11 protein-coding genes are annotated in these 12,890 nt (G+C 69.1%); 9 read left to right on the top strand and 2 right to left on the bottom strand.

Annotated features, from left to right (window positions below):
• The first annotated feature begins 54 nt into the window (after positions 1-54).
• From desA to ACYUD3_RS33050, 5 genes are all read left to right on the top strand, one after another.
• Positions 55-1,497 (top strand): lysine decarboxylase DesA, encoded by a 1,443-nt coding sequence (gene desA, locus ACYUD3_RS33030; RefSeq protein WP_470978227.1) that lies wholly within the window; start codon positions 55-57, stop codon positions 1,495-1,497.
• A complete protein-coding gene (locus ACYUD3_RS33035) occupies positions 1,481-2,755 on the top strand; it encodes a lysine N(6)-hydroxylase/L-ornithine N(5)-oxygenase family protein (RefSeq protein WP_470978230.1) in 1,275 nt (424 codons plus the stop codon). Before desA ends, ACYUD3_RS33035 begins: the two co-directional genes overlap by 17 nt.
• On the top strand, positions 2,752-3,288 hold the full coding sequence (locus tag ACYUD3_RS33040) for a GNAT family N-acetyltransferase (protein WP_470978233.1): 537 nt from the start codon (positions 2,752-2,754) through the stop codon (positions 3,286-3,288). Before ACYUD3_RS33035 ends, ACYUD3_RS33040 begins: the two co-directional genes overlap by 4 nt.
• Positions 3,285-5,054, top strand: a complete 1,770-nt coding sequence (locus ACYUD3_RS33045; protein WP_470978236.1) for an IucA/IucC family protein — start codon at positions 3,285-3,287, stop codon at positions 5,052-5,054. The genes ACYUD3_RS33040 and ACYUD3_RS33045 overlap by 4 nt, the downstream gene beginning before the upstream one ends.
• Positions 5,055-5,125: 71 nt before the next feature.
• Positions 5,126-6,001: a DUF4429 domain-containing protein gene (locus ACYUD3_RS33050; protein ID WP_470978239.1), complete on the top strand. Its 876-nt coding sequence runs from the start codon at positions 5,126-5,128 to the stop codon at positions 5,999-6,001.
• Between the two features lie 85 nt (positions 6,002-6,086).
• Here ACYUD3_RS33050 and ACYUD3_RS33055 read toward each other — a convergent pair whose 3' ends face one another.
• Positions 6,087-7,646 (bottom strand): purple acid phosphatase family protein, encoded by a 1,560-nt coding sequence (locus ACYUD3_RS33055; protein WP_470978242.1) that lies wholly within the window; start codon positions 7,644-7,646, stop codon positions 6,087-6,089.
• A 175-nt stretch (positions 7,647-7,821) separates the two neighbouring features.
• Here ACYUD3_RS33055 and ACYUD3_RS33060 point away from each other — a divergent pair, with 175 nt between their 5' ends.
• Positions 7,822-8,079: a hypothetical protein gene (locus ACYUD3_RS33060; RefSeq protein WP_470978245.1), complete on the top strand. Its 258-nt coding sequence runs from the start codon at positions 7,822-7,824 to the stop codon at positions 8,077-8,079.
• A gap of 14 nt (positions 8,080-8,093) precedes the next feature.
• Positions 8,094-9,911, top strand: a complete 1,818-nt coding sequence (gene glmS, locus ACYUD3_RS33065) for a glutamine--fructose-6-phosphate transaminase (isomerizing) (RefSeq protein WP_470978248.1) — start codon at positions 8,094-8,096, stop codon at positions 9,909-9,911.
• 162 nt (positions 9,912-10,073) lie between these two features.
• Here the strand turns inward: glmS and ACYUD3_RS33070 are convergent, their stop codons facing one another.
• On the bottom strand, positions 10,074-10,601 hold the full coding sequence (locus ACYUD3_RS33070) for a universal stress protein (RefSeq protein ID WP_470978251.1): 528 nt from the start codon (positions 10,599-10,601) through the stop codon (positions 10,074-10,076).
• A 313-nt stretch (positions 10,602-10,914) separates the two neighbouring features.
• On the opposite strand from ACYUD3_RS33070, the gene ACYUD3_RS33075 reads away from it, so the two are divergent.
• Complete coding sequence (locus tag ACYUD3_RS33075; RefSeq protein ID WP_470978254.1) at positions 10,915-11,217, top strand: hypothetical protein; 303 nt, start codon at positions 10,915-10,917, stop codon at positions 11,215-11,217.
• A gap of 378 nt (positions 11,218-11,595) precedes the next feature.
• Entirely contained in the window at positions 11,596-12,807 is a 1,212-nt protein-coding gene (locus tag ACYUD3_RS33080; protein WP_470978257.1) for a helix-turn-helix domain-containing protein, read from the top strand.
• Positions 12,808-12,890 lie beyond the last annotated feature (83 nt).

Below are 12,890 nucleotides of genomic sequence, written 5' to 3' on the forward strand. Positions count from 1 at the left end.
AAGTTAGGTTAGGCTTACCTAAGTTCGATCATCTTCCCCCCGGAGGACCCCACCATGCGCTCGCATCTGCTCAACGACACGACCGCGGAGCAGTACCGCCGCTCCGTGACCGCCGGAGTAGCGCGGGTGGCCGCCCGGCTCGCCACCACCGACCGGCCGTTCACCGGCGTCACGGTCGACGCCCTCGCCCCCCTGATCGACGGCATCGACCTCGACAAGCCCCTGCACGACACCACCGCGGTGCTCGACGAACTGGAGGACGTCTACCTCCGGGACGCCGTCTACTTCCACCACCCGCGCTACCTCGCCCACCTCAACTGCCCCGTCGTCATACCGGCGGTGCTCGGCGAGGCGGTCCTCACGGCCGTCAACTCCTCGCTGGACACCTGGGACCAGTCGGCCGGCGGCACGCTCATCGAGCGGAAACTGATCGACTGGACGACCGACCGCATCGGCCTCGGCCCGCGCGCCGACGGGGTGTTCACCTCCGGCGGCACCCAGTCCAACCTCCAGGCGCTGCTGCTGGCCCGCGAGGAGGCCAAGAGCGAGAACCTGAGCACCCTGCGCGTGTTCGCCTCCGAGGCCAGCCACTTCAGCGTGAAGAAGTCCGCGAAACTGCTCGGTCTCGGCCCCGAAGCGGTCGTCTCCCTCCCCGTCGACCACGACAAGCGGATGCAGACGGTCGCCCTCGCCCGCGAGCTGGAGCGCTGCCGGGCGGCCGGGCTGACCCCGATGGCGGTCGTCGCCACCGCCGGCACCACCGACTTCGGCTCCATCGACCCGCTCCCGGAGATCGCCGGACTCTGCGCGCAGTACGGGAGTTGGCTGCACGTGGACGCCGCGTACGGCTGCGGGCTGCTCGCCAGCGTCAAGTACCGCGACCGGATCGCCGGCATCGAGCGCGCCGACTCCGTCACCGTCGACTACCACAAGTCCTTCTTCCAGCCGGTGAGTTCGTCCGCCGTGCTGGTCCGCGACGCGGCCACGCTGCGGCACGCGACCTACCACGCCGAGTACCTGAACCCGCGCCGCATGGTGCAGGAGCGCATCCCCAACCAGGTCGACAAGTCCCTCCAGACCACCCGCCGCTTCGACGCGCTCAAGCTGTGGATGACGCTGCGCACGATGGGCGCCGGCGGCATCGGCCAACTCTTCGACGAGGTATGCGACTTGGCCGTGCAGGGCTGGCAACTCCTGGCCGCCGACCCGAGGTTCGACGTCGTCGTCGAACCGTCGCTGTCCACGCTGGTGTTCCGCTACATCCCCGCCCGCGTCACCGACCCGGCGGAGACCGACCGCGCCAACCTGTACGCCCGCAAGGCCCTGTTCGCCTCCGGCGCCGCCGTCGTCGCGGGCACCAAGGTCGGCGCCCGGCACTACCTGAAGTTCACCCTGCTCAACCCCGAGACCACGGCCGGCGACATCACGGCCGTCCTCGACCTGATCGCCGGCCACGCCGAGCAGTACCTGGGAGAGTCCCTTGACCGCGCGTCCTGACCGCACAGAGACCTACGACTTCGTCGGGATCGGCCTCGGCCCCTTCAACCTCGGCCTCGCCTGCCTGACCGAGCCGATCGCCGAACTGCGCGGCGTCTTCCTGGAGTCGAAGCCCGACTTCAGCTGGCACCCGGGCATGTTCCTCGACGGCGCCCACCTCCAGACCCCGTTCCTGTCCGACCTGGTCACCCTCGCCGACCCCACCTCGCCCTACTCCTTCCTCAACTACCTGAAGGAGAAAGGCCGTCTGTACCCGTTCTACATCCGCGAGAACTTCTACCCGCTGCGGGTCGAGTACGACGACTACTGCCGCTGGGCCGCCCACCGGCTGAGCAGCGTCCGCTTCTCGACGACCGTCCGACAGGTCACCCACGACGGCGAGTTCTACGACGTCCGCACCACCGCCGGCGACGTCTACCGCACCCGCAGACTCGTCCTCGGCACCGGCACCCAGCCCCACCACCCGCCGGCCGTCCAGGGACTCGGCGGCGACTTCATCCACAACTCCCGCTATATGAGCCGCCGTTCGGAGCTGGTGAAGAAGGAGTCGATCACGCTGATCGGCTCGGGCCAGTCGGCGGCGGAGATCTACCACGACCTCCTCGGCGAGATCGACGTACACGGCTACCGCCTCAACTGGGTCACGCGCTCCCCCCGGTTCTTCCCGCTGGAGTACACCAAGCTGACGCTGGAGATGACGTCCCCGGAGTACATCGACTACTTCCGCGCCCTCCCCGAGTCCACCCGCTACCGCCTCGCCGGCGGACAGAAGGGCCTGTTCAAGGGCATCGACGGCGCCCTCGTCGACGACATCTTCGACCTGCTCTACCGGAAGAACCTCACCGGCCCGGTCCCCACCCGCCTCCTCACCAACTCCGCGCTCACCAAAGCGAGTTACGACAGCGGCGGCTACACCCTCACCTTCCGCCAGGAGGAGCAGGAGAAGGACTTCGAGCTGACCTCGGAGGGCCTCGTCCTCGCCACCGGATACGCCTACACCGAGCCGGAGTTCCTCGCCCCCGTCCGCGACCGCCTCGTCTACGACACGCACGGCAACTTCGACATCGCCCGCAACTACGCGATCGACACCACCGGCCGGGGCGTCTTCCTCCAGAACGCGGGCGTCCACACGCACAGCGTCACCTCCCCCGACCTCGGGATGGGCGCCTACCGCAACAGCAGCATCATCGCGGAGCTGCTGGGCCGGGAGCACTACCCGGTGGAGAAGAGCATCGCGTTCCAGGAGTTCGCGGTATGAACCTCTCTTTCCGGCCCCTGGACCCCTTGAAAGACTCGGAGTTGGTCCATTCCTGGGTCACTCACCCCAAAGCGGCGTTCTGGCTGATGCGGGACGCCCGGCTGGAGGACGTCGAACGCGCCTACATGGAGATCGCGGCCGACGACCACTGGCACGCGCTCCTCGGACTGCGCGACGGCGAACCGGCGTTCCTCATGGAGCACTACGACCCCGCGCACCGCGAACTCGTGGGCCTCTACGAGCCGTTGCCCGGCGACGTCGGCATGCACTTCCTCACCCCGGCGACGGACCACCCGGTGCACGGCTTCACCCGAGCCGTCATCACCGCCGTCATGGCCCGCCTCTTCGCCGACCCCGCCGTCCAACGGGTCGTCGTGGAACCCGACATCAGCAACAAAGCAGTCCACGCCCTGAACGAAGCCGTCGGTTTCGTCCCCGCCCGCGAGATCCAGAAGCCGGAGAAGAGAGCATTGCTGAGTTTCTGCACCCGGGAGCAGTTCACCCGGAAGCACGGCATGGCGGTGACCGCATGACCCCCGCCGACTCCGTCGCCCACCTCTCCCCCGAGCGCTGGGCCACGGCCAACCGCCAGCTGATCCGCAAGGCGCTCGCCGAGTTCTCCCACGAGCTGATCCTCAACCCCGAGGAGGACAACGGGAGTTATGTCGTCCACAGCGACGACGGCCGGACCACGTACCGCTTCACCGCCATCCGCCGCGCCCTCGACCACTGGCAGGTCGCCGCCGGCTCGATCACCCGCCACCGCGAAGGCGCCGAACTCCCCCTGGCCGCCCTGGACTTCTTCATCGAGTTCAAGGACACCCTCGGCCTCAGCGACAAGATCCTCCCGGTCTACCTGGAGGAGATCTCCTCCACCCTCTCCGGCACCTGCTACAAGCTCACCAAACCGCAGCTCCCGGTGGCCGAGCTGATCGACAGCGGCTTCCAGGCGATCGAGACCGGCATGACCGAGGGCCACCCCTGCTTCGTCGCCAACAACGGCCGCCTCGGCTTCGGCGTCCACGAATACCTCGCCTACGCCCCGGAGACGGCCGCCCCGGTCCGGCTGATCTGGCTCGCCGCCCACCGCTCCCGCGCCGCCTTCACGGCCGGCGCCGGCATCGAGTACGAGGGCTTCCTGCGCGAGGAGTTGGGCGCGGAGACGGTCAGCCGCTTCAACAGCACGCTCCACCAACTCGGCCAGGACCCCGCCGAGTTCCTGTTCATCCCCGTCCACCCCTGGCAGTGGTGGAACAAACTGACGGTGACGTTCGCGGCGGAGGTCGCGCGCGGCACGCTGATCTGCCTGGGCGAGGGCGACGACGAGTACCTGGCCCAGCAGTCCATCCGCACCTTCTTCAACAGCTCCAACCCTGAGAAGCACTACGTCAAAACGGCCCTCTCGGTCATCAACATGGGCTTTATGCGCGGCCTTTCGGCGGCGTACATGGAGGCGACCCCGGCCATCAACGACTGGCTCGCCCAACTGATCAAGAACGACCCGGTGTTGAAGGACGCGGGCCTGTCGATCATCCGCGAGCGCGCCGCCGTCGGCTACCGCCACCTGGAGTACGAGGCCGCCACCGACCGCTACTCCCCGTACCGCAAAATGCTCGCCGCCCTCTGGCGCGAGAGCCCGGTGAGCGCCCTCCAGGAGGGCGAGCAACTGGCGACGATGGCCTCGCTGATCCACACCGACCACGAGGGAAACTCTTTCGCGGCGGCGCTGATCGAGCGCTCGGGCCTGGCACCCGTCGAGTGGCTGAAGCAATACCTCGCCGCCTACTACACGCCGCTCCTGCACTCCTTCTACGCCTACGACCTCGTCTTCATGCCGCACGGCGAGAACACGATCCTCGTCCTCAAGGACGGCGCCGTGCAGCGGGCGATCTACAAGGACATCGCCGAGGAGATCGCCGTCATGGACCCGGACGCGGTGCTGCCGCCCGAGGTCCGCCGGATCGCCGTCGACGTCCCCGAGGACAAGAAACTCCTGTCCCTCTTCACCGACGTCTACGACTGCTTCTTCCGCTTCCTCGCCGCCGACCTGGCCGCCGCCGGAGTCCTCACGGAGGACGACTTCTGGCGCACGGTGGCCGGGACGACCCGCGCCTACCAGGAGGCGCACCCCGAACTCGCCGACAAATTCCGGCAGTACGACCTGTTCGCCCCCGAGTTCGCCCGCTCCTGCCTGAACCGCCTCCAGCTGCGCGACAACGAGCAGATGGTCGACCTGTCCGACCCGGCGGGGGCCCTCCAGCTGATCGGTACCCTGGAAAATCCCGTCACGGGGTACTGATCGGAGAAAGACAGGCGCCCCCGAGTACGGTCCTCGGGGGCGCCTGTCGCCATCTGGTGGACAATCATGCCATGGCGGAAATCCTCCAGAAGGACGGCAGTTGGATCTTCGACGGCGACCGGCTGCGGCTGACGCCGGGACGGGACAAGAACGTCGGGCTGCTCCGCAGGGAGCTGGGCGAGCTCGTCGTGCCCCTGGAAGCGCTCGCGGGCGTCTCCTTCGAGCAGGGGAAGAAGACCGGGCGGCTGAAGCTACGGCTGCGGGACGGGGCCGATCCCCTGCTCCAGGCGACCGGCGGCCGGCTGGCCGAGCCGCACGACCCGTACCAGCTGACCGTCGAGTCCGACCGGTACGGCGTCGCCGAGTACTTCGTGGACGAGGTCCGCAACGCCCTGCTCCTGGACCAGATCTCCGCCGCCCCCGTGGACGCGTTCCTGCTGCCGGGGCCCGCCGTGCCGCTGTCGGTGTCGGCCGGTGACGGCAGCGTCGCGTTCGACGGGGAGACGGTACGGCTGGAGTGGAACTGGAAGACCGAGGAGGCCAAGTCCGCTGCCGGGACCCGGCACTTGGCGGTCGCCGACATCCTCGCCGTGGAGTGGCAGCCCAGCGTCGGCCTGGAGAACGGGCACTTGAGGTTCACCGTGCGGGGCGCGGCGACCAAGGCGCCGCCCAAGTACGACCCCAACGCGGTGGAGCTGTGGGGGTTCAAGAAAGACCCGCTGATGGCGTTGGTGGCGGCGGCCGTCCAGGCCCGGCTGCCGCATCCGTCGACCGCGCCCGCCTTGGAGACAGCGGCTGCTCAGGATGTAACTCCCGCCCGGATCACGGGAGATGACCATGACGCGCTGCTGCGGCGGCTGCGGGAGCTGGGCGAGCTGCACCGGGACGGGGTGCTGACGGACGAGGAGTTCGCGCTGGCCAAGCAGGCTGTCCTCCGACGGCTCTGAAAACCCCGAAAGGCTCTCAAAGCCAACCAGCCCCGAGGACAGCCCACTTGAAGTAATACGCCCTGCCTTCTGGGCGTACCCACACCTACTTCGCGCGCCGCGCCACCGTGAAGTGGTCCACCTGCTCACCGGTCTCCGCGATCCCCCGCACGGTCAGCGTCGCCGTCCGCCCCTTGGCCGCCGGAGCGACGTCGACCCGCAGGAACGAGTAGTCGAGGTAGCGCACCCGCGACCAGGCGACGGTCTCATTGACCTTGCCGTCCTTGGTGTTGATGAAGGAGGCCACCGACTCGACCTCGTTCTCGTGCCCCTCGTAGGACAGCGGCGCGGTGAACGCGTACAGGCTGCGGCCGGCCGCGCCCGCGGTGACGTACACGACGCCCTCGGTCTCCGGGTACGCGGTCCCGCCGATCGGGAGCTTCTTGGTGACCGCGCCGTTCTTCAGGACGTCCGTGCGCTCGTACTGGTGGTTGTGGCCGTTGATGACCAGGTCGACCGTGTACTTCTCGAACAGCGGCACCCACTCCTGCCGGACCCCGCCCTCGGAGGCGTGCGCGGTGGAGGTGCAGTAGGCACAGTGGTGGAAGAAGACGACGACGAAGTCGATGTCGTGGGCGGCGCGGTACTTCTTGAGCTGCGCCTCCAGCCACTTGGTCTGGGTGCCGCCGGAGATGCCGAGGTTGGCCGGGATCTCGAAGGAGATGTCGTTGGCGTCGAGGGAGATGACGGCGGTGTTGCCGTAGGTGAAGGTGTAGACGCCCGGGAGGTTCTTCTTGTCGGGCCCGTTGTCGGGGAGGTTCCAGCGGGCCTCCTCGCCGCCGTAGCCGTTGGGCGAGTACCAGGCCTCCATGTCGTGGTTGCCGTAAGCCGGCATCCAGGGCACGGACTTGGCGACCGACTCGGTCTGGGCGAGGAACTGGTCCCAGACACGGGAGTCGAACCCGGTGTCGGCCGTCTTGCCCTGCCCGGCCGGGTCGGCGTAGGCGATGTCGCCGGCGTGCAGGTGGAAGGCCGGGTTCTGGCCGAGCAGGAGGCTGTTGTTGGCGAGGCCGTGGTAGCTGACGCCCTCGTCGCCGAACGCGGTGAAGGTGAACGGCTCCTTGTGGGCGGGCGCGGTGGTGAACGTGCCCAGGGTGCCCAGGAGATGGGGCTCGGCCGGGTCGAAGCCGGCGTGGCCGACGCCGTAGTAGTAGGTGCGGCCGGGCTTGAGGTGGGTCAGCTCGGCGTGCAGGTAGTACTGCGTGTGGTTGCCGCTGGCGCCGACGCCGGCCGGGGTGAAGAGGGTGCGGACCTCGGCGTCGATCTTGCGGGAGAGGTCGCAGGGGTGGGCGCCGATGCGGATGAACGGCTTCTTGACGGCGACGGGGACCTGCCAGGAGACGCTGATCTCCGTGCGGGGGTCGTTGCCGTAGGCGAGGTGGCGGCCGAAGGGGGCGACGAGGGAGCCGTCGACAGTCTCGGCAGCGGGCTTCGAAACAGGCGTCGCGGCCTGCGCGACGGCGCCCGGCACGAAGGCGCCGCCGGTGACGGCGCCGAGGGTGACCGCGCCGCCTCTGATCATCGACCGGCGGGAGAACTTGGCGCGCAGGTACTCGTGCTGCTCGGCCATCGTCATGCGGGCGGCGAGCCGCTCGGGTACGCCCATGCGAGGAGTGTCCATGACGTCTGAAATTCGTCGCTTCGGACGACGTGGCGCAAGACGCCGGATGGACGAATCGCGAACGGGGGCTCATGAGCGGTTCAAGACTTCTTCACAGGCCGCTGCCCGATAGCGGGCAGATTTCTTGCGAAAGCGGTCCCGGTACCTCAGCATCTACCGAGTGCACGACGAACTCGTTGATCACCTGACCCGCTCCACGCCCTTGAACAGGGGCGAGGCGCTGCGGGTGATCCAGGACGTGCTCGCCTACTTCGACGAGACGACGGAAGGGTACGTCCGTCGCCGCCACCGCGAGCTCCAGGCGCAGGGTCTGGTGAACGCGGAGATCTTCGAGCGGATCGCGGCGGATCTGAAGTACAGGGCGGTCGCCCCGCCGGAGCTGTCGCTCCGGCAGCTGCGCCGCATGGTCTACGGCTGAGGAACAACTTTCATATGTGCGGAATCGTCGGATACATCGGCAAGCGGGACGTCGCCCCCCTCCTCCTGGAGGGTTTGCAGCGGCTGGAGTACCGGGGCTACGACTCGGCCGGCATCGTCGTCTCCTCGCCGAAGTCGGCGGGCCTGAAGACGGTCAAGGCCAAGGGCCGCGTCCGTGACCTGGAGGCGAAGGTCCCGGCCCGGTTCAAGGGCACGACCGGTATCGCCCACACCCGCTGGGCCACGCACGGCGCCCCCTCCGACGTGAACGCGCACCCGCACCTGGACGGCACGGGCAAGGTCGCCGTCGTCCACAACGGCATCATCGACAACGCCACCGACCTGCGCCGCAAGCTGGAGGCGGACGGGGTGGAGTTCCTCTCCGAGACCGACACCGAGGTCCTGACCCACCTGATCGGCCGCTCGCAGGCCGAGAAGCTGGAGGACAAGGTCCGCGACGCGCTGCGGGTGGTCGAGGGCACGTACGGCATCGCCGTCATGCACGCCGACTTCCCCGACCGGATCGTCGTCGCCCGCAACGGCTCCCCGGTCGTCCTCGGCATCGGCGAGAAGGAGATGTTCGTCGCCTCGGACATCGCCGCGCTGGTCGCGCACACCCGCCAGGTCGTCACGCTGGACGACGGCGAGATGGCGACGCTGAAGGCGGACGACTTCCGCACGTACACGACCGAGGGCACGCGGACGACGTCGGAGCCGACCACCGTCGAGTGGGAGGCCGCCTCCTACGACATGGGCGGCCACGACACGTACATGCACAAGGAGATCCACGAGCAGGCGGAGGCCGTGGACCGGGTGCTGCGCGGCCGGATCGACGACCGGTTCTCCACCGTCCACCTCGGCGGGCTGAACCTGGACGCGCGCGAGGCCCGGCAGATCCGCCGGGTGAAGATCCTCGGCTGCGGCACCTCCTACCACGCGGGCATGATCGGCGCCCAGATGATCGAGGAGCTGGCCCGCATCCCCGCCGACGCCGAGCCGGCCTCGGAGTTCCGCTACCGCAACCCGGTGGTCGACCCCGACACCCTGTACATCGCGGTCTCCCAGTCGGGCGAGACGTACGACGTGCTGGCCGCCGTCCAGGAGCTGAAGCGCAAGGGCGCGCGGGTCCTCGGTGTCGTCAACGTGGTGGGTTCGGCGATCGCCCGTGAGGCGGACGGCGGGATCTACGTCCACGCCGGTCCCGAGGTCTGTGTCGTCTCCACGAAGTGCTTCACGAACACGACGGTCGCGTTCGCGCTGCTCGCGCTGCACCTGGGCCGCACCCGTGACCTGTCGGTGCGCGACGGCAAGCGGATCATCGAGGGCCTGCGCAAGCTGCCCGGCCAGATCGCGGAGATCATGGCGAACGAGGCGGAGTACGAGAAGCTGGCCGCCGAACTCGCCGAGGCCCGCTCGATGCTGTTCATCGGCCGGGTCCGGGGCTACCCGGTGGCCCGCGAGGCCTCGCTGAAGCTGAAGGAGGTCTCCTACATCCACGCGGAGGCCTACCCCGCCTCGGAGTTGAAGCACGGGCCGCTGGCGCTCATCGAGCCGGCGCTGCCGACGGTCGCGATCGTCCCCAATGACGATCTGCTGGAGAAGAACCGCGCGGCCCTGGAGGAGATCAAGGCCCGCAGCGGCCGGATCGTCGCCGTCGCGCACCAGGAGCAGGAGAAGGCCGACCGCACGATCGTCGTCCCGAAGAACGAGGACGAGCTGGACCCGATCCTCATGGGCATCCCGCTCCAGCTGCTGGCGTACTACACGGCGAAGGCGCTGGGCCGGGACATCGACAAGCCGCGCAACTTGGCGAAGTCGGTGACGGTGGAGTAGGACGGCCGAAAACAATCGTGAACGAACCCCGGTGACGCCACCTTTCACCGGGGCCCGTCCCTTTTCGGCTGCCGGGGATGCCCAACTCTCCGGCCGGCAGCGCGCAGTTGAGGGAGTGTCGGCACAACTGCGCCTGAGGTGCCGGGAGTTCACCCGGAGGGGCTAGGGGATGACGACGACGGGCCGCTGGGCCCGCTTGGCGAGCCGCCCCGCGACGGACCCGAAGATCCGCCCGACGACCCCGTGGGTGGAGCCGACGACGATGGCGTCCGCCTCGTACTCCCGCCCGACCTCCTCCAGTTCGTGACAGATGTCCCCGCCGCGCTCGACGAGGATCCAGGGAACCTCGGACAGGTACTCCGCACAGGCCAGTTCGAGTCCGAGCACCTCGGTGCGGTGGTCGGGGACATCGACGAAGACCGGTGGTTCACAGCCGGCCCACACCGTGGTGGGCAGCCGGTTGGCGACGTGGACGATGATCAGACCCGCGCGGGAGCGGTGGGCCATGCCGATGGCGTACGCGAGCGCGCGCTCGCTCGACGTGGAGCCGTCGAAGCCGACGACGACGCCGTGCTTGAACGCGGGATCGCAGGTGGGGCGTAGCTCTTGCGCCGCCTGGGGCTCGTCCGACGCGGGATCGGCGACGGGCCGCTTGCGGCTTTCGGGTTCGAAGAATTCGTGACCGGCCATGGCTGTCTCGGCGTATCGATCCTTGTCATGGGAGGGACGACATAGGGCAGCGGAACGTGTCCTGGAATCAGTCCGGGAATCATCTTCCCAACCCCATACCCCCAAGGGTACGGCGGCACGCCTCCTCAGCCCATATACCGCACCACTTCCGTGGGGGTTCCAGGGAGCATGCACGAGGGAGCGCGCATTACGCAATGGTTGCTGACCCGTACAGGCGGTTTGCACAGCATTAACTGACGCGCCCCCTACCGACCGAGTGACCGACCGGTCGAACAGGCGTTGAACCCGGTGACCGAGCCGCCAGGGAGACGCCATGCCGCACACCCGCCCCACTCCAGAGCCGGACGCCCGCACGAGCGAGGTGATCCGCTGGGCGGCGTTCTCCTGTCTCCTGGTACCGGTGGTGCTCCTCTGGTACGGCACCTCGCTGGCCGGCACGGCGGGCACGGCGCTGGGGCTCGCGGCGGTGACGGCGGTCTGCCGGGTACTGCTGCGCCAGTCGGAGCGCGCCGGTGAGCACACGCCGCACACGCCCCATCGCGGGCGCCCCCCGCGCACGGCGGCGGGCGTGCATCGAGGCGGACGTCACAGTGGGGGAAACACACCGGTCGGCTGACCGGTTTTCACGCACGGGCACATCGCTTTTCAGCCAACTTCCGCCACCTGTGCATCCGCGCCGGAACTCACCCCCCTCACCCCACCTGACCTGCACGAAAGGGCCTTCCGGAACCCCCCGGACCCTATGCAGATTAGCCACTAATCAAAGGCGCACTTCCCTGTAGGACTCACTAGTGCAACGCTTCGTGATCGAATGCTTCACGCCAAGTTGCCATGTCGACAATGTGCCGGGTGGAGAACTGGCCACCGGGGCACGGCGCGACGCAGTAGATTTCGATCTTGACTGTCTACGGCGGGGGACTCGTGCAGGACCAAGGGGAAACGTGCAGGAGCGACACAACCGAGGAGCCGCGACCACCGAGGGGGGCTTAGCAGGATGAGCCACGACTCCACCGCCGCACCGGAAGCAGCGGCCCGGAAGCTGACCGGGCGCCGCCGCAAGGAGATCGTCGCGGTGCTGCTGTTCAGCGGCGGCCCCATCTTCGAGAGTTCCATCCCGCTGTCGGTGTTCGGCATCGACCGCCAGGACGCCGGCGTGCCGCGCTACCGCCTGCTGGTGTGCGGCGGCGAAGACGGCCCGCTGCGGACCACAGGGGGCCTGGAACTCACCGCACCGCATGGGCTGGAGGCGATATCCCGCGCCGGGACGGTCGTCGTGCCGGCCTGGCGGTCGATCACCTCACCACCACCGGAAGAAGCGCTCGACGCACTGCGCCGCGCGCATGAGGAAGGCGCGAGGATCGTCGGTCTGTGCACCGGCGCCTTCGTCCTCGCCGCCGCCGGACTGCTGGACGGCCGGCCGGCGACGACCCACTGGATGTACGCGCCGACGCTGGCCAAGCGCTATCCGTCGGTGCACGTCGATCCGCGGGAGCTGTTCGTCGACGACGGCGACGTACTGACGTCGGCGGGCACGGCGGCCGGGATCGATCTGTGCCTGCACATCGTGCGCACGGACCACGGGAACGAGGCGGCCGGCGCGCTGGCCCGCAGGCTCGTGGTCCCGCCGCGCCGCTCGGGCGGTCAGGAGCGCTACCTCGACAGGTCTTTACCCGAGGAGATCGGGGCCGACCCGCTGGCCGAGGTCGTCTCCTGGGCGCTGGAACACCTCCACGAGCAGTTCGACGTGGAGACGCTGGCGGCACGGGCGTACATGTCGCGGCGGACCTTCGACCGCCGCTTCCGCTCGCTCACCGGCAGCGCGCCGCTGCAGTGGCTGATCACCCAACGGGTGCTCCAGGCACAGCGGTTGCTGGAGACGTCGGACTACTCGGTGGACGAGGTCGCGGGCCGCTGCGGCTTCCGCTCACCGGTGGCGCTGCGCGGGCACTTCCGCCGCCAGCTCGGCTCGTCCCCCGCGGCGTACCGCGCCGCGTACCGGGCCCGCCGTCCGCAGGGCGAACGCCCGATCGACAGCGAGCCGCCGGCCCCCATGGGCCTGCCGCCGGGCCTCCATCCGGAGTCCCCGGTTCCGCTCCAGGCGAGGCGCACGGCGACGGTGCACCAGGCGTCGGCGCTGGAACACGCGGGCCGCGATCCGTACGCGTCCGCGCGGGCGGCGCTGCCGGGGCAGCGGAGCGGGGCGTAAGGGGCGTTCTCGCGGCGCGGGGGGGGGGGGGGGGGGGGGGGGGGGGGGGGGTGCAGCCACACCCCCCACCTCGGCGTCAGGAG

This window comes from Streptomyces sp. AMJ-169, from assembly GCF_055597585.1.